The organism is Pseudomonas sp. L-22-4S-12 (assembly GCF_009799935.1).
In the GTDB taxonomy this organism is placed as follows: Bacteria; Pseudomonadota; Gammaproteobacteria; order Pseudomonadales; family Pseudomonadaceae; genus Aquipseudomonas.
The window spans coordinates 146,185-170,248 of the sequence record NZ_WELL01000002.1; the positions used below are offsets into that span (position 1 = coordinate 146,185).

The window sequence follows — 24,064 nt, forward strand, 5'->3', positions numbered from 1 at the left end:
GTAGCGTGAAAAACCGACTATACCGCGCAGTCTGCCAGGCTGTGAACGCAGACGCGGCATTCAGTCACTGAATGGCGAGTCACCCGATCTGCGGTTCAGATAACGGGCCTGGTGCGCCGTGGCGGTTCGCTGTCGGCCAAGCCCCGTGGCCTGTCCGCGCTCAGGTGCTGGACGCCCTCTGGTTGGCGGCTTAGGCTTGTGAGTCTCGCCTCTGCCTGTCCAAGGACCCTGCCATGAGCCGCATCTATTCCGACAACGCCCAATCCATCGGCAACACCCCGCTGGTGCAGATCAATCGCCTCGGCCCCAAGGGCGTGACCATTCTGGCGAAAATTGAGGGGCGCAACCCGGGCTATTCGGTCAAATGCCGGATCGGCGCCAGCATGATCTGGGATGCCGAGTCGCGCGGCGTGCTCAAGCCGGGCATGACCATAGTCGAGCCGACCTCCGGCAATACCGGCATCGGCCTGGCCTTCGTCGCCGCCGCCCGTGGCTACAAGCTGGTGCTGACCATGCCGGCGTCCATGAGCCTGGAACGGCGCAAGGTGCTCAAGGCCCTGGGCGCCGAGCTGGTGCTGACCGACCCGGCCAAGGGCATGAAGGGTGCGATCGAGAAGGCCAACGAGATCGCCAGTTCCGACCCGGCCAAGTACTTCCTGCCCGGGCAGTTCGACAACCCGGCCAACCCGGCGATCCACGAGAAGACCACCGGTCCGGAAATCTGGAACGACACCGACGGCGCCATCGACGTGCTGGTGGCCGGTGTCGGTACCGGCGGCACCATCACCGGGGTGTCGCGCTATATCAAGAACAGCCGGCACAAGCCGATTCTCTCGGTGGCGGTGGAGCCGGTCAGCTCGCCGGTGATCAGCCAGATCATGGCCGGCGAGGAGCTCAAGCCGGCGCCGCACAAGATCCAGGGCATCGGCGCCGGTTTCGTGCCGAGCAACCTCGACCTGTCCATGGTCGACCGGGTCGAGCAGGTCACGGACGAGGAATCCAAGGCCATGGCCCTGCGCCTGATGCAGGAGGAGGGCATCCTTTGCGGCATCTCCTGCGGCGCGGCGATGGCGGCGGCGGTGCGCCTGGCCGAGCGGGCGGACATGCAGGGCAAGACCATCGTGGTGATCCTGCCGGACTCCGGCGAGCGCTACCTGTCGAGCATGCTGTTCAGCGACCTGTTCACCGAACAAGAGTTGCAGCAGTAACAGTTCTCCGCACATGAAAAAGCCGCCTTCGGGCGGCTTTTTCGTTTCCGCGATCAGGCCTTGACCGTTGCCGTGCGCGGCGTGCTCGGCCGCACCACCAGCCACAGCGCCACGCCGATCAGCATGCAACCCGGCAGGTAGGCCCAGCTCAGCGGCTCGTCCAGCAGCAGGGCGCCCCACAGCACGCCGAAGGGCGGGATCAGGAAGGTGGTGGTGGAGGCCTTGATCGGGCCGATATCGGCCAGCAGGCGGAAGTACAGGACGTAGGCGAACGCGGTGCAGAGCAGGCCCAGGCCAGCCAGGGACAGCCACACCTCGATGCCGCCCCAGCTGGTCGGCGGCTGCAGCGCCAGGCTGCCGGCGAACAGCGGCAGGAGGAACAGGCTGGCGCCGCACAGGCTGGCGAAGGCGGTCAGGCGGTTGTCCAGGCCGCCCTGCTGGCCGATCCATTTACGCGTGAGGAAGCCGGCGAAACCGTAGCAGGTGGTCGCCACCAGGCAGGCGCCGGCGCCGAGCAGCAGTTCCAGGTCGAAGGCCACCGGCCCGGTACGGGTCAGCACCGCCACGCCGAACAGGCCGAGGGCCACGCCGGCGGCCTTGCTCGGGGTCATCGCCTCGCTGAAGAACAGCGCGCCGATCAGCACGCCCATCAGCGGCGTGGTGGCGTTGAAAATCGCCGAATAGCCGGCCGGCAGGATCAGCGCGGCCAGGCAGTACATGGCCGAGGGCAGGCCGGCATTGATCACCCCGAGCAGCAGGCATTGCCTGAACTTGCCGCGAAACGCCCAGCTCGGCCGTACCAGCAGCAGGAACAGCAGCAGGCCGATGGCGCCCAGGCTGGCACGGAAGAAGGCGGTGGGCATGCTGCCGAGCACTGGCACGGCCACGCGCATGAACAGGAAACTGGCGCCCCAGATGGCGGCAAGCAGGAGCAGGCGGAGCAGGTCGGCAGGTTTCATGGCGCGGCACGCTTGGGCAGAGCCGTTCAGGTTACGCCAGCCGCCATGGCATGCAATGCGCAGCTGACTTTCAAATCGGCCATACAGTTGGCGCGTCGTCGGGCGGGGGCAATCCGCGATGCCCGGTTGCGCGGGTTGCCCCCGCCCTACGGTCTGCTGGCGGCGTTCTAGAACGCCTTGCTGACGCTGGCCACCACGCCGGCGCTGCACAGGTCGTCGTAGCCGCTGAAGCTGGCGCACTGGTCATCCGACAGGTCGGTGTCGACATAGCTCAGGCCCCAGGTGGCGCCCAGCAGGTCGCGGCTCAGCTTGACCTCCCAGTTGTTGTAGTCCTGCTCGGCCTGGCTCCAGTCGCTGTTGAAGAACACGTCGTCCTTGTAGTCGACGTTCTCGTAGCGCAGCTCCAGGCCGATTTCCAGCGGCAGTTGGGTGCGGTAGCCGACGTAGGTGTTGAAGTAGCTCTCCTCGGTGTCGAGCGAGTGCTTGCCGCCGACGAAGAAGCCGTAGGCGTCCAGGGTCAGGTAGACCTCGGAGCCGTTGAACTGGCTTTCACCCGGGTAGGTGTACTTGTTGTAGTAGGCGTCCAGGCTGATGGCATCGCTGATCTGCCAGTAGTAGCCGGCGTAGTAGTCGATTTCCTGGCGGGTGCCGTAGTCGTCGTCGTTTTCCCAGTCGTAGCCAAATTCGACGTTGCTGGTCCAGGCGCCGAGGTAGGCGCCGCTGGCATGGGTGAGCATCAGGTCGAGCTGGGCGGCGGGGTCGCCGAGGGTTTGCGAGATGCCGCTGGAACGGTAGTCGCTGCTCAGCATGGGGGTGACGACCAGGGAAAACTGCTCGTTCAGTTCGATGGCCGCGGCCTGCAGGCTGCAGCTCAAGGCGGCGATGGCGAGAGTGAGGTGCTGATAGGTACGCATGGGGTGGACCCTGTAGTTGTGATTATCGGGTTTGCAGCGGGTGCCGGGCCGCAGCCGGCCGCTGCGCGCCGAGAACGGGCGCAGGGCAGGCGAGCGGCGGGGCAGGCGCTATTGCGCCTGGGCGACGTCTGGCGTGGCGGCTGCCTGGTACACCGGTTGGCCGGCGAAGTAGGTGGTCAGCACCTGGGTGTCGAACAGTTCGGCGTCGCTGACCTTGAACACGTCGCGGTCGAGGACGATCAGGTCGGCCTGCTTGCCGGGGGCCAGCGAACCGATCTGCTGGTCCAGGCGCAGGGCCTTGGCGGCGTTGAGGGTGTAGGCGTAGAACATGGTCTCGCGGTCGATGCTCTCGGCGCTGTTGAGCACCCCGAGCGGGCCGCTGCGGGTGCTGGCCTGGGCGATGGCGTTCCATGGGTTGGGGCTGGACACCGGCCAGTCGCTGGCCCCGGCGATGGTGGCGCCGGCCTTGTGCAGCGATTGGGCCGGGTACTGGAAGCGGTAGGTGTAGGCGCTGACGTACGGCTTGACCAGCTCCTCGGTGTAGCTTTCCGCGGTGGCCCAGAGCAGCTGCATGGAGGCGATCACGCCGAGCTGCTTGAAGCGCGGGAACTCCTTGGGGTTGACCAGCTGCAGGTGGCTGATGCTGTGCGGCACCGGGATGGGCTTGAGGGTGCGGGCATATTCGAAGGCATTCAGCGATTCGCGCACGGCGCGGTCGCCCACCGCATGGATGTGCGCGATCCAGCCCTGTTGTTCGATGGCGGCCACCAGCTTGCCGAAGTTCTGCGGGTCGATCAGCAGCTGGCCCTGCTTGTGGCTGTTGTTGTAAGGGTCGATCACCGCGGCGGTCTGCCCCGGGAACTCGAGCACGCCATCGGCGAAGATCTTGATGCCGGGGAAGCTCAGGTTGGGCACGTTGGCGAACTGCTGCATGACCTTGTCCTGCACCTTGAGGTCGTCCGGCTGGCTCTGCGGGTGGGCCAGCAGCAGGGCGGCGACGTGCATGTTCAGCTCGCCGCGTTCGGCCAGCTGGCGGTACAGCGGCAGCACGCCGAGGTCGCGCTCGGTGGGGCGCATCTCGAACAGCGACTGCTCGCCGCCGCCATTGGCCGCGGCGTCCATCCAGGCGGTGACGCCGACCTGCAGGTTGACCCGCACCGCCTCGCGCGCGGCCTTCAGCATCAGCTCGGCGGACGGCTCGGGCAGCCGGCCGCGCACCCGGTCCCAGCCGTTTTCGCTGAGGAAGCCGGTGGGCGTCAGGTCGCTCTCGTGTTCGATGTAGCCGGCTTCCTTGGCGTCCAGGCCCTTGATCAGGGTGGCGTCGATGCCGACCCGCTGCAGCATGGCGCGGTTGGCCCAGCCGGTGTGGCCGTCGATGCCGCTCAGCACCAGCGGCTGCTCGGCCCAGCGGCCCTGGTTGAAGCGCTTGGCCAGCTCGCGGCTGTGCTGCCAGTAGGCCGAGCTGACCCCGGAGATCACCACGATGTCGTCCAGGCGCGCCGTGCCGGCCGCATCCTGCTCAATGATCCACTGCTCCAGCTCGGCCAGCGGCTTGACCTCGTCGTACAGGTTGGCCCGCAGGCTGGCCAGGGCGCCCATGATCGGGTGGCTATGGGTGTCGATCATGCCGGGCATCAGTACCTTGCCGCCCAGGTCGACCACTTGGGTGGATGCGCCCGCGAGGGCCTTGATCTCGGCATCGCTGCCGACCTTGAGGATCTTGCCGTCTTCCACGGCAATCGCCTGGGCGCGTGGCTGGCCTGCCTCGGCGGTGAACACCTTGCCGTTGAACAGCACCAGGTCGGCCGCCGCCATGGCTTCCAGGGAGGAAAAAGCTACAGCGCTTGCCAGCAGGCTCGGGATAAACCTTTTCATGTGTGCCCCTTGTTTTTATTGGACTGCAGGCGAGACTAGCGACTGCAGTGCGGGGCCAGAACGCCTAGGCCGTGCAAAACCCTTTTGCCTGATTGGAATAGATCCGATGGACAAGCTCGGTGCCCTGAACATGTTTGTCGCCACGGCCGAGTACGGCAGTTTCAGCCGCGCCGCCGAGCAGCTGGGCAAGACGCCCTCGGCCCTGACCAAGGCGGTCAGCCATCTGGAGGCCGAGCTCGGCGCGCGCCTGTTCGAGCGCAGCACGCGGCGCACGGTGCTCACCGAGGCCGGACGGGTCTACCTGGAAACCGCGCGCCAGGTGCTGCAGCGCCTGCACGAGGTGGGCGAGGAGATCGGTCAGCTGCAGCACGGCCTGTATGGCAACCTGCGCATCACCGCGCCGCTGGCCTTCGGCCGCGCCTTCCTCGACGAGGTCTGCGCCGGCTTTCTCATCCAGTACCCGCAGATCAAGCTGCGCATCGACCTCTGCGATGCCTTCGTCGATCTGCTGGAGAGCGGCTACGACCTGGCCCTGCGCGAGGGTCGTAGCGACCTGCCCGGGTTGATCGCCCGGGTGGTCGGGCAGAACCGCATCGCCCTCTGCGCCAGCCCCACCTACCTGGCGCGGCGGCCGCAGCCACTGACCCCGGACAGCATCGAGGAGCACGACTGGCTGGTCTACCAGCACCCGGCGCTGGACCGGGGCGTCTGGTGGGTGGAACGCGAGGGCCAGCGCATCGGCCTGCCGCAACCGCGCCAGCCGCGCCTGGAAAGCGACAACTACGACCTGCTGCTGGCCGCGGCCCTGGCCGGCGGTGGCGTGCTGCACACGCCGCTGTGGAGCGCCGCACCCTACCTGGCCGATGGCCGCCTGGTGCAGCTGATGGGTGACTACCGGATCGACCCGGACGCCTTCGGCCCGCACATCCTCGCGGTCTACCCGAGCCACCGCCGCGCCACGGCCAAGGTGGTGGCGTTCATCGACTACCTGCAGGACTGCCTGCGCGAGCGCGGCATCGCCTGAGGCCGGCCATGCCGCGGCCCGGCCGGCGAGAACCGGCCGGCTCCGCGCAGCGCTGGCCGATTGGGTCAATGCCGCCGAGCGCTGGGGTCATTGAGGCGGCCGGGATGGCCGCCTAACCTGCTTGGTGTTTTGCTTGATCGTACCCGGCTCCAATAAAAACAAGAGAGCGTCCGATGTCCGAACAACTGCCCCTGCAACGCTTCAATCACTGGCTGGCCGCACAACCTGATCGCGTCTGGCTGCGCCAGCCGGTCAACGGCCAGTGGCACGACTTCACCTGGCGCCAGGTCGACGAGCAGGCGCGGCGCCTGGCCAGTGCCTTGCTGGCCCTGGGCTGCGTGGCCGGCGACCGGGTCGCGCTGCTGGCGAAGAACTGCGCCGAGTGGTTTATCAGCGACCTGGCCATCCAGCATGCCGGGCTGGTCAGCGTGCCGCTGTACCCGCTGCAGGCGCCGGAGCAGATCGCCTACGTGCTGGAACATGCCGGCTGCAAGGTGATCCTGGTCGGCAAGCTGGACGATCCGGACAAGCTGGCCGGCGGCATCGGCGCCCACATCACGCGCATCGCCATGCCCTATCCGACCATGGCCGCGGCCCATGACTGGCACAGCCTGCTGGCCCGCCATGAACCGCTGCAGGGCACCCGCGTGCAGCAGCCCGACGAGCTGCTGTCGATCCTCTACACCTCGGGCACCACCGGCCTGCCCAAGGGGGTGATGCTGTCGGCCCTGGCCATGGCCTTTTCCGGCGCGCACGCCACCGCCGAGCTGGGCATCGGCCCGCGCGACCAGTTCTTCTCCTACCTGCCGTTGTCCCATGCGGCCGAGCGCTTCCTGGTCGAGTTCAACAGCCTGTACAGCGGCGCTTCGGTGGCCTTCGTCGAGTCGCTGGAGACCTTCGCCAGCGACCTGCGCCACATCCGCCCGACCGTGTTCTTCTCCGTGCCGCGCCTGTGGACGCGTTTCCAGCAGGGCGTGCTGGAGAAACTGCCGGCGGCGAAACTCGACCGACTGCTGCGCATCCCGCTGCTCGGCGCGTTGCTGGCGCGCAAGATCCGCTACGGGCTGGGCCTGGACCGGGCGCGCATTCTGGTGTCGGGGGCGGCAGCCATCTCCACCGGCCTGCTGCAGTGGTACCAGCGTCTGGGCCTGATCATTTGCGAGGGCTACGGCATGACCGAGCACTTCGCCTACGGCTGCTTCAATCGCCCGGGGCAGGTGCGCCTGGGTACGGTGGGGCGGCCGATGCCGGGGCTGCAGGTGCGCATCGACGACAGCGGCGAGATCCTCCTGCGCAGCGTCACCCTGATGCAGGGCTACTACTGCGACCCGCAGAAGACCGCCGAGACCCTCCGGGACGGCTGGCTGCACACCGGCGACAAGGGCCAGCTGGATGCCGACGGCTATCTGCGCATCACCGGACGGGTCAAGGACATCTTCAAGACCAGCAAGGGCAAGTACGTGGCGCCGGCGCCGATCGAGGGCGAGATCGCCAAGAGCAACTGGGTCGAGCAGGTCTGCCTGATGGGCAGCAACCTCGACCAGCCGCTGGCGCTGATCGAACTGTCGCCCGCCGCGCGCCTGCAGCCCGAGGCGCAGGTCGGTGCCGACCTGCAGCGCGACCTGGCCGAGCTCAACGGACGCCTGGAACCGCACGAACGCATCAGCCACTTCGTCCTGGTGCGCGAGCCGTGGACGGTGGACAACGGCTGCATGACGCCGACTATGAAGATCCGCCGCAACGTCCTGGAAAGCCGCTACGCCGAGCTGATCGCCAGCCTGCCGGCGCGCCAGCCGCTGGTCTGGGAACACTGATTGTCACCGGCCGGGTTGCCCCGGCCCTGCAGAGGTAATGCGATGAAAGGCCCGTTGTCCTCACTCAAGGTTCTCGATTTCTCCACCCTGCTGCCGGGGCCGTTCGCCTCGCTATTGCTGGCCGACATGGGCGCCGAGGTGCTGCGCATCGAGTCGCCGACGCGGATGGATCTGGTCCGCGTGCTGCCGCCCTTCGATGGCGACAGCAGCACCAGCCATGCCTACCTCAACCGCAACAAGCGCTCGCTGGCCCTCGACCTGAAGAACCCGCAGGCGCTGGCGGTGGTGCACCGGCTGGTGGCCGAGTACGACATCGTTCTGGAGCAGTTCCGCCCCGGGGTGATGGACAAGCTCGGCCTCGGCTATGAGGCGCTGAAGGCGATCAATCCGCGGCTGATCTACGTGTCCATCACCGGCTACGGCCAGAGCGGGCCGTACAAGGACCGCGCCGGCCACGACCTCAACTACCTGGCCCTGAGCGGCCTGGCCAGCTACACCGGGCGCCGCGACAGCGGCCCGCTGCCGCTTGGCGTGCAGGTGGCGGACATCGCCGGCGGCTCGCTGCACGGGGTGATCGGCCTGCTCGCCGCGGTCATCGCCCGCCAGAGCACGGGGCAGGGCCAGCACGTGGACATCAGCATGACCGACTGCGCGTTCAGCCTGCACGCCATGGCCGGCGCCGGCTACCTGGGCGCCGGGGTGGAGCCGGCGATGGAGAACCAGGCGCTGAATGGCGGCAGCTTCTACGACTACTACCGCACCCGCGATGGCCGCTGGCTGTCGGTGGGCAGCCTGGAGCCGCAGTTCATGCAGCAGTTCTGCGCGGTCATCGGCCGCCCGGAGCTGGCCGGGCGCGGCCTGTCGCCCAAGCCGGACGAGCAGAAGGCGCTCAAGCGCGAGATCGAGATCGAGATCGAGAAGCACGACCTGGCCGAGTGGCGGCAGCGCTTCGCCGCGGTGGATGCCTGCGTCGAGCCGGTGCTCAATCTGTCCGAGGCGGTCGAGCATCCGCAGTTGCAGGCGCGCGGCCTGGTCACCGAGGTGCCGCGGGCCGGCCAGCCGGCGCAGCGGCAGATCGCCTGCCCGATCAAGTTCTCGGCGGGGCTGGAGGCGCCGCGCCACACCGGCACGGCGGTGGGCGCGCACAGCCTGGAGGTGCTGCGCGAGCTGGGCTTCGACGACGAGCAGATCGCCGCGCTGAAGGCGCACAAGGTGCTGGGCTGAGCGGCGAACGGATAGAGCGAATCCGCCCTTATTCGACCCGCTGTTCGCCGCTGAACACCAGGGTCGCCCGGCAGCGCCGGCAGAAGTAGCGGCGGCCCTGGCGCACCAGGCTGTGGCGCTGGGCGGAGAAGGGGAACTCGCCGTTCGGGCACTGGCATTGGTAAACGTAGCGGGTGCTCTTGCGCCGGCTGACGGCATAGCTGTGGCAGCGATCCGGCGGCAGTTCGTAGACCCCGCGCATGACCAGCTGCCATTCCTCGCCATGGGGCTGGATGCGCCCGCCGAACATCTGGTGGGCGACCAGGTGCGCCACTTCATGGGCCACGGTCTGCTGGAGGAAGTGCTCGCGGTTTTCCGTGTACAGCTTGGGGTTGAAGCGCAGCAGGTTTTCCGTGAGGTGGGCGACGCCGGCCTTCTGCCCGCGCAGCTTGAAGCTGACTTCGGGGCGGGGAAAGCGGCGCTTGAAGAAGTCTTCGGCCTGCCGGTAGCAGGCTTCGACGCGGGCGTGGATGAGTTCGGGCATATGCCGATTATGCCGAAGAAGCGCGCGCCGATCTGCTGCGCGTCGTCGGCAACCCGGCTATCGCCGCTCTTGTGGGAGCGCATCCGCCCGAGAATGAAACCAGCGGAAAACACAAAGCCGCCAGAAGGCGGCTTTGTCGGCGGCAGGCCGGGGGTTGCCAATCAAGCGTTTCAGCTGGTGTAGACCGGGCCCACACCGAAGCCCCAGAGAATCACCGACGTGGCGATCATCGCCACCAGCACCACCAGGCCGACGGCCAGGACCGAGCTGGAGAACATGAAGCCTTCGTCCTCGGGGATGTTCATGAAGGTCGGCAGGCCCGCATACAGCAGGTAAACCGTGTAGCAGATGGCCGCGGTGCCGATGAACATGGCCAGCCACAGGTTCGGATAGAGCGCCGCGACGCCGCCGATGAACAGCGGGGTGGCCGTGTAGGCGGCGAACACCACGCACTGGGTCATGCTCGGGCTGGAGTCGTAGGTGCGGGCCATCCAGTGGATGAAGGCGCCCATCACGGCGATCCCGGCGAGCATGGCCAGGTAGGACATGATGGTCATCTGCAGCGCGCTGGCTGCGGTCAGCTTGACCGGGTCACCATCGCCGATCGTCCAGCCCACCTCGGTGGTGCCGAAGTAGGCGCAGAGCGCCGGGATGGCCGCAAGAATCAGGACGTGGGTCAGGTACATGTGGCTGATGCTTTCTTCTTCGCCACGGATTTCTTGCCATTCTTGATCGGGATGGGTGAAAAGCCCCCAGACGTGGTTAATCATGCAGTCACCTCCGCTTTTTTATTGTCGATCGCCCCGTGCGTAGCGCCCGGGGCGCATAGGCAGCGCCGCCGGGTGCAGGCCGAATCACTGCGACCGTATGTCGCAGTATAGGCAGAGGCTGGAGGCCGCGTGAGCCGTGGCTTTAGAGCGAATTGCTCTCTGTGGCTCAGCTGTAATAGCGCTGTAGTATTTCCATCGCCAGGTTGATCGACTGCAGACGGCTGGTGCTGCCGCCGCGATCCGGGTGGTGCTGGCTCACCAGTTGCCGGTAGCGCAGCTTGATGGTGGCGAGATTGAGCGGTTGGTCGCCGCCCAGCTCGAACAGTTCGAGCGCCGCGCGCTTCTCGTCACCGCCCTGCATGCGCGTCCAGAAGCTGGCCAGCAGCTTCTGCACATCGGCTTCGGCGGTGTCGCGCAGATGCTGTAGATCGAGATAGTAGTCGCGCAGCCGATCATGCTCGGCCAGCTCACTGTTGCCTGGCTGCCAGGGCAGCAGCTGCATGCACAGCGGGTTGATCTGCAGGTGGGCGCTCCGGGCCTGCCAGAGGCGGTCGCGCAGCCGATAGAGGGCGTTGAACAGCAGGAAGTGGGTGCGAAACAGCACCAGCTTGTCGGCCAGGTCGAGGTGCGGAATGTGCGTGGAATGGCGTTGCTTGAGCTGCTGGATCAGCTGGAATTCGCTGATCCCGGCCGGCGCGGCGCGCAGCAGCTCGTGCAGCTGGTCGGCCAAGTCGAGGGCGGGGTTGAGTTCGCTATTCATCGTTTGAGCCTAACACGGGCTGCCGCCGCCGGCCTTTGTGCGTAAAATAGCCAGCTTTTCGCCTGCCCCCGGATTCCTCAGCGCCATGTCCACCAGCCTTTCGGTCAACCAGAACAAACTGCAGAAACGCCTGCGCCGCCTGGCCGGCGAAGCCGTCACCGACTTCAACATGATCGAGGATGGCGACAAGGTGATGGTCTGCCTGTCCGGCGGTAAGGACAGCTACACCATGCTCGACATCCTGCTGTACCTGCAGAAGGTGGCGCCGATCCGGTTCGAGATCGTCGCGGTGAACATGGACCAGAAGCAGCCGGGCTTCCCCGAGCACGTGCTGCCGGCCTACCTGGAGTCCATCGGTGTGCAGTACCACATCATCGAGAAGGACACCTACTCGGTGGTCAAGGACAAGATCCCGGAAGGCAAGACCACCTGCTCGCTGTGCTCGCGCCTGCGCCGCGGCACGCTGTACACCTACGCCGACGAGATCGGCGCGACCAAGATGGCCCTCGGTCACCACCGCGACGACATCCTGGAAACCTTCTTCCTCAACATGTTCTACGGCGGCACCCTCAAGGCCATGCCGCCCAAGCTGCTGTCCGACGACGGCCGCAACGTGGTGATCCGCCCGCTGGCCTACTGCAGCGAGAAGGACATCGAGGCCTATTCCGAACTCAAGGAATTCCCGATCATCCCGTGCAACCTGTGTGGCTCGCAGGAGAACCTGCAGCGCCAGGTGGTAAAGGAGATGCTGCTGGAGTGGGAGCGCAAATCGCCTGGACGTACCGAGATCATGTTCCGCGCCCTGCAGAACGTGGTGCCCTCGCAGCTGGCCGACCGCAACCTGTTCGACTTCCAGAGCCTGAAGATCGACGACAGCGCCACGCCGCGTTTTCTCGATGTGATGAGTCTGTGATCAGCAACCGGCCGCCTAGAGCGGCCGGTTTCCTTTCTAGCCGCGCATGATCAGCTCGGCCACTTCGCGGCCCTCGACGAACTGCTCCTGCACCAGACGCTGCACATCGGCCTCGCTGCGTACCTGATACCAGGCGCCGGACGGGTAGACGCTGAGCGTCGGCCCCTGGTCGCAGGGGAACTGGCACTGGGTGCGGGTGAGATGTACGCCGCCCGCGCACTCCAGCTTGCCGGCCGCTTTCAATTGTTCGCGCAGCATCTTCCACAGCGGCAGGGCGCCACGGCGGGTGCAGCGCGGGCCGTTGCACAGCAGCACGCGATACTGGTGTGGCGGAATGCACGACCAGCTGTGGCGCTCCGGCAGTTGCGGAATGTCCACGCAGCCCAGATGCCGCTCCGGCTGCTGGATCAGTGCGGCCAACGCGGCGACATCTTCGGCATTGCCGGCGCAGACGAAGACCTGCGCGGCGTGCGCGCCGGTCTGGGTCTTGAGCCGGTCGCGCAGCCAGTCCAGCTGCTGACTGCCGCCCAGCGGGTCGAGATCGACCAGCAGCAGCGGCAGTTCGCCGGCTTCCAGGCAGCCGCGCAGCCGCGTCCACAGCGCGGCGTGGCCGGCGCCGGTATCACACAGAGCGTCCAGCACGGTGGCGCCAAGGTGCTCGACCAACTGGCGGCGCAGCAGCTCGGCAAAGCTGCCTTGGTTCAGGTCTGGCCCGGCGAACAGCACGCGGGCGTAGTGGGCGGTCTTCATGGCGTTTCTCGAAGCAGGGGTTGCAGCGCCTGCCATAGGGATTCGGGATCGGCGAAGGCGCGTTCCACCTCGGGCAGTTCCGGGCGCGCCAGCAGCAGCACCGGCAAGCCCCGTTCGCGGGCCACCTGCAGCTTGGCCTCGGTGGCCGCGCCGCCACTGTTCTTGCTGATCAGCACGTCAAAACCTTCGCTGGCGAACAGCTCGCGCTCGCCCTGCAGATCGAACGGGCCGCGGTTGGCGATGATCCGTGCCCGCGCATTGCCCGGATGGGCGTCGAGCAGGCGCAGGGTCCAGAATTGTTCCGCGGGGATCGCCTCAAGGTGCTCCAGCGGCTCGCGGCCGAGGGTGAAGAAGGGTCGGCGAAAAGGCGCCAGGGCGCTGCGCAGCTCGGGCCAGTCGGCCACTTCGCGCCAGTCGTCTCCGCTGCCGGCTAACCAGCCGGGGCGGCGCAGGGCCCAGCAGGGGATGCCGGATAGTTGCGCGGCGCGGGCAGCGTTGGCGCTGATCTGCGCGGCATAGGGGTGGGTGACGTCCAGCAGCAGGTCGATGCCCTCGGCGCGGATGAACTCGGCCAGGCCCTCGGCACCACCGAAGCCGCCAACGCGCACCTGGCAGGCCAGGTCCTGTGGCACCTTGCCCAGCCCGGCCAGGCTGTAGATATGCGCCGGGCCGAGGCGGCGGGCAATGCTCAGGGCGTCGCCGACCCCGCCGAGCAGGAGGAGGCGTGGGCTCACGGCTTGCGCACCTGCAGCAGGGTGATCGGCAGGGCGCTGCGCCAGGTGTCGAAGTCGCCCAGCGGCTGGGCCTGGGCCACGCTGATGCGGGTCAGCTCGCCGCCGTGCTGTTCGCGGAAGGCCACCAGCATGGCCTCGCTTTGCAGGGTCACCGCGTTGGCGACCAGCCGGCCGCCGGGCTTGAGCGCCTGCCAGCACTGCTCCAGCACGCCGGGCACGGTGACGCCACCGCCGATAAAGATCGCCTCGGGTCGCTCCAATCCATCCAGCGCCTGCGGGGCGCTGCCGGCCACCAGCTGCAGGGCCGGCACGCCGAGGGCGTCGCGGTTGTGCTGGATCAGTTGCTGGCGGCCATTGTCGGCCTCGATGGCGATGACTCGGCAGCTGGGGTGGGCGCGCATCCACTCGATGCCGATCGAACCGCAACCGGCGCCCACGTCCCACAGCAGCTCGCCGGGTGTCGGCGCCAGGCGGGCCAGGGTGATGGCGCGTACGTCGCGCTTGGTCAGCTGGCCGTCGTGGCGATAGGCCTCGTCCGCCAGGCCGCAGGTAAGCGGCAGGCGCACGGCATTGGCGTCGGCCAGGCATTCCACCGCCAGCAGGTTGAGGGCGGCGACTTCGTCGATGCTCCAGCTGTCGGCCAGACCGTCGATGCGCCGTTCCAGCTCGCCGCCGAGGTGTTCCAGCACCGTCAGCCGGCTGGAACCGAAGCCGCGCTCGCGCAGCAGGCTGGCGATGGCGGCCGGGCTGCCGCCGTCATTGCAGAGGATCAGCAGGCGCTGGCCGGCATGGATCTGCGCGTGCAGCGCCGCCAGTGGGCGCGCCACCACCGAGAGCAGGGCCACCTCCTGCAGCGCCCAGCCCAGGCGCGCGGCGGCCAGGGAGTAGGAGGAGGGCGCCGGCAGCACGCGCATCTCACCTTCGGCCAATTGCCGCGCCAGGCTGGCGCCGACGCCGAACAGCATGGGGTCGCCGCTGGCCAGCACGCACACAGGCGTGCCGCGCCGCTGCAGCACCGGCGCCAGGCTGAACGGGCTCGGCCAGCTCTGCCGCGGTGCGCGGATGCACGGCGGCAGCAGCTGCAGCTGGCGCGGTGCACCGACGATCTGCTCGGCCGCCAGCAGCGCGCGGCGCGCGGCCTTGCCCAGGCCGGCGTAGCCGTCTTCGCCGATTCCCACCACCGTCAGCCAGGCTGTCATGCGTGTTTCCTTGATCTGTTGCGGGCGACACGCGGGCTTGGCCGGGCGCCGGAAAAAGCGGGCATAATAGCGTCTTCGTCGGTGCCCGGCGTTCTCACGGACGTCATGGGCCTAAGAGGGAACACGGACCAACCGTGGCTGCCCCCGCAACTGTAAGCAGCGAGTCGCTACGCACATGCGCCACTGAGCAATCGGGAAGGCCGCGCAGCGATGATGACCTGCCAGCCAGGAGACCTGCCGACGACGCTAGTCGCGAGTGCCAACATCGGGCGGGGTGTACCGATGCCAAGGAATCCCTATGGGCGGATTCCGCTGGTTCGGTCGCCGCGTCGTTGTTGTGGATGACCGTTTTGCGCGACCTCCCTGCCGTCGATTCCTGCGTGCCACGCCCCAGTGCGTGCCCCGGCCTGCTGCGCATCGTTGCCGCGCTGGACGGCGGCATCTGCCGGGTCAAGCTGCCCGGCGGCCGGCTCTCCAGCGCCCAGGCGCGGGCCATCGTCGCGGCCGCCACGGCCCATGCCAGCGGCGTGCTGGAACTGACCAATCGCAGCAACCTGCAGATTCGCGGCGTGCGCGACAGCGAGCACGCCGCTCTGGTGCAGCACCTGCTGGCCGCCGGCCTCGGCCCGCGGGTTGCCGCCGCCGACGATGTGCGCAACCTGCTGCTCAGCCCCGCCGCCGGTCTCGACCCGGCCGCGCTGCTCGACGTGCGTCCGCTGGCCGGGCAACTGCTCGACCTGCTGCAGGATCATCGCGAGTTCCACGCCCTGTCCGCCAAGTTCGCCCTGCAGCTGGACGGCGGCGAAGCCCTGACCATGCTCGACCACCCCCACGACCTGTGGCTCGGCGCCATGCCCGGCGCCGAGCCGCTGCTGGCCTTCGGCCTGGCCGGCTGCCCGCTCGATGCCCCGCTGGCGGCGGTGACGCCCGCGCAGGCCGTGCCCCTGGTGGACGCCGTGCTGCGCCTGTTCCTCGAACTGGCCGGCGCCGAGCACAGCCGCATGCGCCAGCTGCTGGCCGCGCTGCCGCGCGGCGAATTTCTCGACCAGCTGCAGGCGCGCCTGCCGTTCCCGCTGCGCCGCGACCCGGCCGTGCTGGGCTGGCGTCGCGCCACCGGGGCCAGCGCCGTCCCGCTCGGCGCGCACGCGCAGCGCCAGGCGGGCCGGCAGCTGATCCTGGCTGCCGCCCAGCTGGGGCGGATCGGCGCCGGGCAACTGCACGCCCTGGCCGATCTGGCCGAGCGGTACGGCGACGCCAGCCTGCGCCTGACCCCCTGGCAAGGCCTGCTGCTGCCGAATATTCCCACCGCGCAGGTGCCCCGGGTGCAGCAAGAGCTGCATGCCCTCGGCCTGCTGCTGGATGCCCGCGAGCCTCTGAGCCAGCTGCTCGCCTGCAGCGGCTCCGCCGCCTGCGCCAGGGGCCTGGCCGACACCAAGGCCGATGCCCGTCGGCTGGCCGAGCTGCTGCGCGCCGGCAACGTGCGCCCGCAGGTGCACCTCAGCGGCTGCCCGCGCTCCTGCGCCGCCGCGCATACCGCTCCGCTCACCCTGCTGGCCCAGCCCGGCGGGCGTTACCAGCTCTATCAGCGCGCCGCGGGCGTGGCCGGTTTCGGCCGCCTGCTGGCGCCTTCCCTCAGCATCGAAGAAGCCGGCGCCTGGTTCGCCGCGCAGCCCGCATCAGGAACCTCTGTATGATCGATTACATCCGCGACGGCCAGGAAATCTACCGCCAGTCCTTCGCCACCATCCGCGCCGAGGCCGACCTGTCGGCCATCCCGGCCGACCTGGAAAAGCTCGCCGTGCGCCTGATCCACGCCTGCGGCATGGTCGACGTGGTGCAGGACCTGCGCTTCTCGCCGGGTGCCGGCGCCGCCGGCCGCGCCGCCCTGGCCAAGGGCGCGCCGATCCTCTGCGATGCGCGGATGGTCGCCGAGGGCATCACCCGCGCGCGCCTGCCGGCCAATAACCCGGTGATCTGCACCCTGCACGATGCCGGCGTGGCGGAGCTGGCCTTTGAGCTGGGCAATACCCGTTCGGCAGTGGCCCTGGAGCGCTGGCGCGAACAGCTTGAAGGCAGCGTGGTGGTGATCGGCAACGCGCCGACCGCGCTGTTCTACCTGCTGGAAATGCTCGACGCCGGCGCGCCCAAGCCGGCGCTGATCCTCGGCATGCCGGTGGGCTTCATCGGCGCGGCCGAGTCGAAGGACCTGCTCGCCGCCGACAGCCGCGGCGTGCCCTATGTGATCGTGCGCGGCCGGCGTGGCGGCAGCGCGATGGCCGCGGCGGCGGTCAACGCTCTGGCCACGGAGGTGGAATGATGAGCGCTATGGAACGCCCCGGAAAAGGACGTCTGCTCGGCCTCGGCGTCGGCCCCGGCGACCCAGAGCTGATCACCCTCAAGGCCCTGCGTCTGCTGCAATCGGCGCCGGTGGTCGGCTACTTCGTGGCCAAGGCCAAGGCGAATAAAGGCCAGGGCGGCAACGCCTTCGGCATCATCGAGGCGCACCTGAGCGAGACCCAGCAGCGCCTGCCGCTGGTCTACCCGGTGACCACCGAGAAACTCGAACCGCCGCTGAGTTACGAGGATGTGATCAGCGACTTCTACGACACCTGCGCGGTGCAGATCGCCCTGGAGCTGGACGCCGGCCGCGACGTGGCGGTGATCTGCGAGGGCGACCCGTTCTTCTACGGCTCCTACATGTACCTGCATGATCGCCTGGCCGGACAGTACGAGGCGCAGGTGGTGCCCGGCGTGTGTTCCATGCTCGGCTGCGCCTCGGTGCTCGGCACGCCGCTGGTGTACCGCAACCAATCCTTGAGCGTGCTCTCCGGCGTGCTGCCCGAGGACGAACTCAAGCGCCGCCTGCAGGACGCCGAAGCCGCCGTGGTGATGAAGCTCGGGCGCAACTTCGACAAGGTGCGCCGGGTGCTGCGCGAGCTGGGCCTGGATCAGCGTGCGCACTACGTCGAGCGGGCGACCATGGACAGCCAGCGCATCGTGCCGCTGGATGAAGTGGAGCCGCTGGCCTCGCCGTATTTCTCGATGATCCTGGTGCCGGGCGAGAAATGGCGCGGGTAGGTTGGGTTGAGCGCAGCGAAGCCCAACGCTTGGGATCGCCACCCGCTGTTGGGCTTCGTCGCGATGCTCCTCAACCCAACCTACGTTCGCCGCAGCCTATTTCCAACAGGATCCAGCCATGACCCCATCCCCGGCCATCGTCATTCTCGGCGCCTCCGCCCTGGCCACCGCCCGCCGCCTGCAGGGCCTCTACCCGCAGGCGGCGATCCATGGCCTGCGCGAGCGGGTGACGGGCGTCGAGCAGCCCTACGACGACTTCGGCGTCACTCTGCGCGGGCTCTATCGCGCCGGCACGCCGATCATCGCCCTGTGCGCCGCCGGCATCGTTATCCGCAGTCTGGCTCCGGTATTGGCGGAGAAGGGCGCCGAGCCGGCGGTGCTGGCCGTGGCCGAGGACGGCAGCGCCGTGGTGCCGCTGCTCGGCGGGCTCAGCGGGGTCAATGTCCTGGCCCGCGAGATTGCCGCGCTGCTGGCCGTGGCGCCGGCCATCACCACCAGCGGCGAGCTGCGCTTCGGCACCTGCGTACTCAACCCGCCGGAAGGCTACGTACTGGCCGACCTGGAGCAGGGCAAGCGCCTGGTCAGCGACCTGCTCGGCGGCGAGTCGCTGCGCATCGATGGCCATGCGCCCTGGCTGCAGGTGGCGAACCTGCCGCTGGATGCGCAGGCCAGCCGCTGCATCCGCATCAGCCCACAACTGGCGGAGCAGGGCGGTGTGCTGCTGATCCACCCGCGCCTGGTGCTGGCCCGCTGCAGTGCGCTGGACGGCGATCTGCCCGATACCGTGCGCGTCGTCCTGCAGCAGGCTGGCCTGGCCGAGGCGGCACTGGCCGCGCTGTTGGTCGATGCCGCCGCGATGGCCCAGCCGCAGTTGGCCGCCGCAGCCGCCGAGCTGGGCGTGCCGCTGCGATTTATCGACGCTACCGCCAGCCTGCCCGCCGCTGTCTATGAACAAGTGGGCATCAGCCTGCACCTGGCTGCCAGCCCAGAGGCCGCGGCGCAAACCGGCAAGCCGCGCGGTCGCCTCAGTGTGATCGGCCTCGGCCCCGGTTGCGCCGAACTGATGGCCCCGGCCGTGCGCCAGGCGCTGGACCAGGCCGAGGATGTGCTGGGCTACGAGACCTACGTGAACATGGCCGGGCCGTTCCGCGCCGAACAGCTGCTGCACGCCAGCGACAACCGCGAGGAATTGCAGCGCGCCGCTCATGCCTTCGAGCTGGCCGCCCAGGGCCGACGCGTGGTTATGGTGTCGTCTGGCGACCCCGGCGTGTTCGCCATGGCCGCCGCCGTGCTGGAAGCGCTAGAGGCGTCCAGCGATGCGGCCTGGCAGGCGGTGGAACTGGAGGTGCTGCCGGGCATCTCCGCCGCCCTGGCCACCGCGGCCAAGGCCGGCGCGCCGCTGGGTCATGACTTCTGCATGCTGTCGTTGTCGGACAACCTCAAGCCCTGGGCCATGATCGAGAAGCGCCTGGATCACGCCGCCGCCGCCGACCTGGCCATGGCCTTCTACAACCCGATCTCCCGCGCGCGCCCCTGGCAGCTCGGTCGCGCCCTCGACATCGTCCGCCAGCACCGCACGCCGCAGACCCTGGTGGTACTCGGCCGCGACATCGGCCGCCCGGCCGAGGCGCTGCGCGTGCTGACCCTCGGCGAGCTGAGCGCGGAGCTGGTGGACATGCGCACCCTGGTGATCATCGGCTCCAGCCAGACCCGCCGCTTCCCCCGCGCGGGTGGCGGCGAGTGGGTGTATACGCCACGCTGGTATCCGCAGGACTAGAAGTGCCCGCCGGCCACATGGTGCAGCATTCTTTGTTGGGTGGATAATGCTCTGCTTATCCACCATTACGGCGGCACAGAGCGAACCAGAAGGCGACTTTGAGCAGGTTCTAAGATGGCTGTTGTCGTATCTGCTGTTCTATAGGTTGCAGGTCAACTGGTAGAGGTGGGCCGGCTCATCGAGTCGGCGCCCGGCCAGTTGGGCAATTTTCGCAAGCTGTTCGGTACTCAGGTTGTAGCCCTCATCGCCACGTTGTTCCTCGATCCAGCCCATGATCCGGGTCAGCTGATCGTCGCAGCCTACGGGAAGCTCTATTTCATCCCGGAGCTCCTCCGTCTCGCGATCAAATACCTCAATAACAAATTTCATGGCTCATCCTCGCGGTTATTGTCTGAGTCTGTTGGGATAGATATTCGCTGGGTAATCAGCTCTGCAGCGCCTCGCCGATGGCATAGAAATGCCCGCCGGCCACATGGTGCAGGCTGCGCCAGGCCGGGTCGGCGTCTTCGAATTGCCAGCGGCCGTCCTTGAACACCCGCTCATCCGCCCAGGCAGCGACCACTTCGCCGATGAACAGGTCGTAGGTGTTCTGGTTGTGCGGCTCAGGAATCAGCTCGCAGGCCAGCCAGGCCGAGCAACCGGCGACGAAGGGCAGGTCGTGGCCGGGCAGCTCGAACAGCTGCACGCCGGCCTTGGCCAGCTTGTCCGGATCGTCCTTGAGGCTGTGGTTGCCGACCTGCTCGGTCAGTTGCAACTGCGCCGCCGTCGGCACCTGGATCACGAAACGGCCGCTGCGCTCGATCAGCTCGCGGGTGCGGGTGGCCTTGTCCAGCACCACGGTCAGCTTGGGCGGCGCAAAATCCAGTACACAGGCCCAGGCTGCGGCCATCACGTTGTCCACGCCGGCGTGGCGGGCCGAGACCAGCACGGTGGGGCCGTGGTTGAGCAGGCGGTAGGCCTTGGCCAGGTCGACGGCGGCGAGGTGGGGATGCATGGCGGCTCCTGATGGCGGGATTCGGGATGGGCGGGGGCAATTGCGGCTGGCTGGTCGCCGGCGACGGGGCAGAGTGTCGCTGTTGCGATTTTTCTGCAGCGCACTTGGTGCTAAATAGAGTGGCTAACCCTATCGCGTAATGCCGTGCAACGAGAACCGCTATGAGCACCCATCCTGAGACCAGCCGTGAGCATCCAGTCAGCCAGCCTGTGGCGGCGGTGAGCCTATGATCGAAGTCACCGAGGTTTCCATCGCCGAACTGCGCGCCGCGCTCGAAGCCGGCCGCACCAGCGCCGTCGAACTGGTCCAGGCCTACTTCGACCGGATCGACGCCTACGATGGCCCAGCCACGCCCACCGCGCTGAATGCCGTGGTGGTACGCAACCCCGACGCACTGGCCGAGGCGCAGGCCTCCGACGCCCGCCGCGCGCGTGGCGAGACCCTCGGCCCGCTGGATGGGATCCCCTACACGGCCAAGGACAGCTACCTGGTCAAAGGCCTTACTGCCGCCTCCGGCAGCCCGGCGTTCAAGGACCTGGTCGCCCAGCGCGACGCCTTCACCGTCGAGCGCCTGCGCGCTGGCGGCGCCATCTGCCTAGGCAAGACCAACATGCCGCCCATGGCCAACGGCGGCATGCAGCGCGGCGTGTATGGCCGTGCGGAAAGCCCGTACAACGCCGCTTACCTCACCGCGCCGTTCGCCTCGGGCTCGTCCAACGGCGCCGGCACCGCCACCGCGGCCAGCTTCGCCGCCTTCGGCCTGGCCGAGGAAACCTGGTCGAGTGGCCGAGGCCCGGCCTCGAACAATGGCCTGTGCGCCTACACGCCGTCGCGCGGGGTGATCTCGGTGCGCGGCAACTGGCCGCTGACCCCGACCATGGACGTGGTGGTGCCTTATGCGCGAACCATGGCCGACCTGCTCGAAGTGCTCGACGTGGTGGTGGCGGACGACCCTGAGACCCGTGGCGACCTCTGGCGCCTGCAGCCCTGGGTGGCGATCCCCAAGGCCTCGACGGTGCGCCCGGCTTCCTACCTGGAACTCGCCGCCACGCGTGATGCCCTCAAGGGCAAGCGCTTTGGCGTGCCGCGCATGTTTATCAACAAGGATGAGCTGGCAGGAACAAGCGAAAAACCCGGTATTGGCGGCCCGACCGGCCAGCGCATCCATACCCGGCCCTCGGTGATCGAGCTATGGCAGGCGGCGCGCCAGGCCCTCGAAGCCGCAGGCGCCGAAGTGATCGAGGTGGACTTCCCGCTGGTCTCCAATTGCGAGGGCGATCGCCCCGGCGCGCCGACCGTGTTCACCCGCGGCATCGTCTCCAAGGAGTTCTTACACGACGAGCTGTGGGAGCTGTCGGCCTGGGGCTTCGACGATTTCCTGCGGGCCAATGGCGATCCCAAGCTGAACCGCCTGGCCGACGTCGACGGCCCGCTGATCTTCCCCCACGACCCGGGCACCCTGCCCAATCGCGAAGACGATCTGGCTGCCGGCATGGACGAGTACGTGAAGATGGCCCAGCGCGGCATCAAGTCGTGGGACCAGATAGCTACGCTGCCCGATGGTCTGCGCGGCCTGGAAAAGACCCGCAAGTTGGATCTGGAAGACTGGATGGACGGTCTCGGCCTCGACGCGGTGCTGTTCCCCACCGTGGCCGACGTCGGCCCGGCGGACGCCGATGTGAATCCGGCCTCGGCGGATATCGCCTGGAGCAACGGCATCTGGGTGGCCAACGGCAACCTGGCCATCCGCCACCTGGGCGTGCCCACTGTCACCGTGCCGATGGGCGTGATGGCGGACATCGGCATGCCGGTGGGGCTGACCTTTGCCGGGCGTGCTTATGACGATTCGGCGTTGCTGCACTTGGCAGCGGCGTTCGAGGCGACAGGCTCGAAGCGCTTGGTGCCGCCGCGGACTCCGCCGTTGGGGCGGGGGTGATAGGGGGGCGTTGCCTGGGGGGCAGATAACGTGTGCTGCGTTATCTGCCGGATTTTTCGTGCCGCTGCTTGTTGTCGCGCTGGTTGATGCATTGGTTCCGCCCTGCTGGGCGGGTCCCTTTTGGCAGTCGCCCCAAAAGGAACCAAAAGGTCTTGCCCCTGCATCCGGCCCTGCGCTTCGCTCCATCGCCGTTCCAGGGGCCCGCCGCGAAGGGCCATCCCTGGCCCATCGCGGCTCTCGCGGCATCCATGCCGCTCAACCCCTTCCACGACGATTCCGCTCACCCTCCTGAAGGGGCGTTTGGTGCTGCCTGACAGTTCCGCGTGCTTTTCGTGGGAGCGGCTTTAGCCGCGATAGCAAGCAATAAGGTGCCGCCCGTTATCGCGGATAAATCCGCTCCCACAAAAGATGCATTGAGTGAGCCGTTCACTCCCAGACAGATCGAATCCTGATGGCCGATCATCCGCGAAGCGGCAAGAAGAGCTAACAAGCAACTCGGAGCCCGAACCCCGTCAGGAGGCCGAAACGTAGCGAAGCGGAGTAACAGCCGTAGGCTGGCCCGCAGGGCGAGCGCAGCGAGTAGTGGAGGTGTTGCGCAGGGGGACGAGCCGCATGGATGCGGCGACGACTGCATGGATGCAGGAGGTAGGGAGAAGCAGGATGCCAGAGCCGAGAGGCTTAAAGGGCCATGGATGGCCCTTGTCAGCCGGCCCCCGGAGCGGCAACGGAGGGAAGGAAGTTTCGCGTAGCGAAACCCGGATGTCGGGCGCGCTTTCTCTTTGGTTACTTTCTGCGCGGGCAAAGAGATACGGAGCGAAGCGGAGTAACAGCCGCAGGCTGGCCCGCAGGGCGAGCGAAGCGAGTCAAGTGACTCGCCGTGCGAGGCGAAATCTGTAGTTTCAGCCGAGGAAAGTGTTGCGATTTAGAGCCGAAATTTCGGCCAAAAAACGTGGTCTGTCCCCGTTTATCCTCGTTTACCTCGGAAACCAGGCGCCATAAAACCATCGCAATAAATGATGGCTACCTGCCATAATCGTGCCGCGTAGGCCGCTAAGACGAGATCTAGAGGCTATCCATACCTACCCTGAAAGGGATTTCCCATGCAAAACCGCTTCAAGCTGTTTGTCAGCGCACTCGGCCTCGCAATTCTTGCAGGTTGTGCTTCCGTACCAATGGACACCCCCTCGGCAGACGCCGCGCTGAAGGCCTTTCCCACACCGCCAGCCGATCAGGCCGGGCTGTATATTTATCGCGACAGCTTCGCTGGCCAGGGACTGAAAAAGACTCTGAAGGTCGATGGCGAAGTGATTGGCGAGACAGCCAACCGCACCTACTTCTACCGCCTTGTCAGCCCGGGCAATCGCGTCATCGCCACCGAGTCCGAATTCAGCGACAACACCATCAACCTGATGGCCGTCGCCGGTCAGAACTACTACGTGCGCCAATCCATCAAGATGGGCGTATTCGTCGGGGGCGCCAAGCTGGAAGTCGTTCCGGAGGCAACTGGCCAAGCGCACCTGCAGAAGTGCGAACTAGCGAAGTAGTCGATCCCCGCGCCTGGGAGCAATGGTTCTGTAACCGCCGTGGTCAATGGCAACCGATAGACACCGGC

At 67.6% G+C, this 24,064-nt stretch carries 22 protein-coding genes and 1 riboswitch; of the genes, 11 read left to right on the top strand and 11 right to left on the bottom strand.

Going from position 1 to position 24,064, the window contains the following annotated elements:
* The first annotated feature begins 233 nt into the window (after positions 1 to 233).
* Complete coding sequence (gene cysK, locus F3I16_RS07220; RefSeq protein ID WP_160493048.1) at positions 234 to 1,208, top strand: cysteine synthase A; 975 nt, start codon at positions 234 to 236, stop codon at positions 1,206 to 1,208.
* Between the two features lie 53 nt (positions 1,209 to 1,261).
* Here the strand turns inward: cysK and F3I16_RS07225 are convergent, their stop codons facing one another.
* From F3I16_RS07225 to F3I16_RS07235, 3 genes are all read right to left on the bottom strand, one after another.
* The gene (locus F3I16_RS07225; protein WP_160493049.1) at positions 1,262 to 2,167 is read right to left on the bottom strand and encodes a DMT family transporter; all 906 of its coding nucleotides are present in this window, start codon (positions 2,165 to 2,167) and stop codon (positions 1,262 to 1,264) included.
* Positions 2,168 to 2,334: 167 nt separating this feature from the next.
* Positions 2,335 to 3,081, bottom strand: a complete 747-nt coding sequence (locus F3I16_RS07230) for a TorF family putative porin (protein ID WP_160493050.1) — start codon at positions 3,079 to 3,081, stop codon at positions 2,335 to 2,337.
* Positions 3,082 to 3,189: 108 nt separating this feature from the next.
* A complete protein-coding gene (locus F3I16_RS07235; protein WP_160493051.1) occupies positions 3,190 to 4,956 on the bottom strand; it encodes an amidohydrolase in 1,767 nt (588 codons plus the stop codon).
* Between the two features lie 106 nt (positions 4,957 to 5,062).
* On the opposite strand from F3I16_RS07235, the gene F3I16_RS07240 reads away from it, so the two are divergent.
* The 3 genes from F3I16_RS07240 (at position 5,063) to F3I16_RS07250 (ending at position 9,018) form a co-directional block, all read left to right on the top strand.
* A complete protein-coding gene (locus F3I16_RS07240; RefSeq protein ID WP_160493052.1) occupies positions 5,063 to 5,980 on the top strand; it encodes a LysR family transcriptional regulator in 918 nt (305 codons plus the stop codon).
* A gap of 173 nt (positions 5,981 to 6,153) precedes the next feature.
* On the top strand, positions 6,154 to 7,794 hold the full coding sequence (locus tag F3I16_RS07245) for an AMP-binding protein (RefSeq protein ID WP_160493053.1): 1,641 nt from the start codon (positions 6,154 to 6,156) through the stop codon (positions 7,792 to 7,794).
* 42 nt (positions 7,795 to 7,836) lie between these two features.
* Positions 7,837 to 9,018, top strand: a complete 1,182-nt coding sequence (locus F3I16_RS07250; protein WP_160493054.1) for a CaiB/BaiF CoA-transferase family protein — start codon at positions 7,837 to 7,839, stop codon at positions 9,016 to 9,018.
* Positions 9,019 to 9,046: 28 nt separating this feature from the next.
* On the opposite strand, the gene F3I16_RS07255 is transcribed toward F3I16_RS07250, so the two are convergent.
* The 3 genes from F3I16_RS07255 to F3I16_RS07265 all read right to left on the bottom strand — a co-directional run bounded on the left by F3I16_RS07255 (position 9,047) and on the right by F3I16_RS07265 (position 11,071).
* Complete coding sequence (locus tag F3I16_RS07255; protein ID WP_160493055.1) at positions 9,047 to 9,541, bottom strand: SprT family zinc-dependent metalloprotease; 495 nt, start codon at positions 9,539 to 9,541, stop codon at positions 9,047 to 9,049.
* A 170-nt stretch (positions 9,542 to 9,711) separates the two neighbouring features.
* Positions 9,712 to 10,311: a Yip1 family protein gene (locus F3I16_RS07260; protein ID WP_160493056.1), complete on the bottom strand. Its 600-nt coding sequence runs from the start codon at positions 10,309 to 10,311 to the stop codon at positions 9,712 to 9,714.
* Between the two features lie 166 nt (positions 10,312 to 10,477).
* Positions 10,478 to 11,071, bottom strand: coding sequence for a DNA-J related domain-containing protein (locus F3I16_RS07265; protein ID WP_160493057.1), 594 nt, complete (start codon positions 11,069 to 11,071; stop codon positions 10,478 to 10,480).
* A gap of 85 nt (positions 11,072 to 11,156) precedes the next feature.
* Here F3I16_RS07265 and ttcA point away from each other — a divergent pair, with 85 nt between their 5' ends.
* Entirely contained in the window at positions 11,157 to 11,984 is an 828-nt protein-coding gene (gene ttcA / locus F3I16_RS07270) for a tRNA 2-thiocytidine(32) synthetase TtcA (RefSeq protein ID WP_160493058.1), read from the top strand.
* Positions 11,985 to 12,020: 36 nt separating this feature from the next.
* On the opposite strand, the gene F3I16_RS07275 is transcribed toward ttcA, so the two are convergent.
* Genes F3I16_RS07275 through cbiE form a run of 3 tightly spaced genes read right to left on the bottom strand, consistent with a single transcriptional unit; the run spans position 12,021 to position 14,667 of the window.
* Positions 12,021 to 12,734, bottom strand: coding sequence for a ferredoxin (locus F3I16_RS07275; RefSeq protein ID WP_160493059.1), 714 nt, complete (start codon positions 12,732 to 12,734; stop codon positions 12,021 to 12,023).
* The gene (locus F3I16_RS07280; protein WP_160493060.1) at positions 12,731 to 13,468 is read right to left on the bottom strand and encodes a cobalt-precorrin-6A reductase; all 738 of its coding nucleotides are present in this window, start codon (positions 13,466 to 13,468) and stop codon (positions 12,731 to 12,733) included. Before F3I16_RS07280 ends, F3I16_RS07275 begins: the two co-directional genes overlap by 4 nt.
* Positions 13,465 to 14,667, bottom strand: a complete 1,203-nt coding sequence (cbiE, locus tag F3I16_RS07285; protein WP_160493061.1) for a precorrin-6y C5,15-methyltransferase (decarboxylating) subunit CbiE — start codon at positions 14,665 to 14,667, stop codon at positions 13,465 to 13,467. Before cbiE ends, F3I16_RS07280 begins: the two co-directional genes overlap by 4 nt.
* Positions 14,668 to 14,729: 62 nt before the next feature.
* Positions 14,730 to 14,924, top strand: a riboswitch (cobalamin riboswitch).
* An 84-nt stretch (positions 14,925 to 15,008) separates the two neighbouring features.
* Here cbiE and cobG point away from each other — a divergent pair.
* The 4 genes from cobG (at position 15,009) to cobJ (ending at position 19,522) form a co-directional block, all read left to right on the top strand.
* A complete protein-coding gene (gene cobG, locus F3I16_RS07290; protein WP_160493062.1) occupies positions 15,009 to 16,361 on the top strand; it encodes a precorrin-3B synthase in 1,353 nt (450 codons plus the stop codon).
* Positions 16,358 to 16,984 carry a precorrin-8X methylmutase gene (locus tag F3I16_RS07295; RefSeq protein ID WP_160493063.1) on the top strand — a complete coding sequence of 209 codons (627 nt, stop codon included), beginning with the start codon at positions 16,358 to 16,360 and terminating at the stop codon, positions 16,982 to 16,984. Before cobG ends, F3I16_RS07295 begins: the two co-directional genes overlap by 4 nt.
* 8 nt (positions 16,985 to 16,992) lie before the next feature.
* A complete protein-coding gene (locus F3I16_RS07300; RefSeq protein WP_372239607.1) occupies positions 16,993 to 17,745 on the top strand; it encodes a precorrin-2 C(20)-methyltransferase in 753 nt (250 codons plus the stop codon).
* 118 nt (positions 17,746 to 17,863) lie between these two features.
* Positions 17,864 to 19,522, top strand: a complete 1,659-nt coding sequence (gene cobJ, locus F3I16_RS07305; RefSeq protein WP_160493065.1) for a precorrin-3B C(17)-methyltransferase — start codon at positions 17,864 to 17,866, stop codon at positions 19,520 to 19,522.
* A 138-nt stretch (positions 19,523 to 19,660) separates the two neighbouring features.
* Here cobJ and F3I16_RS07310 read toward each other — a convergent pair whose 3' ends face one another.
* Positions 19,661 to 19,891 carry a hypothetical protein gene (locus F3I16_RS07310; protein WP_160493066.1) on the bottom strand — a complete coding sequence of 77 codons (231 nt, stop codon included), beginning with the start codon at positions 19,889 to 19,891 and terminating at the stop codon, positions 19,661 to 19,663.
* 55 nt (positions 19,892 to 19,946) lie between these two features.
* Entirely contained in the window at positions 19,947 to 20,516 is a 570-nt protein-coding gene (locus F3I16_RS07315) for a flavin reductase family protein (RefSeq protein ID WP_160493067.1), read from the bottom strand.
* 226 nt (positions 20,517 to 20,742) lie between these two features.
* On the opposite strand from F3I16_RS07315, the gene F3I16_RS07320 reads away from it, so the two are divergent.
* Positions 20,743 to 22,452, top strand: coding sequence for an amidase (locus F3I16_RS07320; RefSeq protein WP_160493068.1), 1,710 nt, complete (start codon positions 20,743 to 20,745; stop codon positions 22,450 to 22,452).
* Between the two features lie 1,100 nt (positions 22,453 to 23,552).
* The gene (locus tag F3I16_RS07325) at positions 23,553 to 23,996 is read left to right on the top strand and encodes a DUF2846 domain-containing protein (protein ID WP_160493069.1); all 444 of its coding nucleotides are present in this window, start codon (positions 23,553 to 23,555) and stop codon (positions 23,994 to 23,996) included.
* Positions 23,997 to 24,064 lie beyond the last annotated feature (68 nt).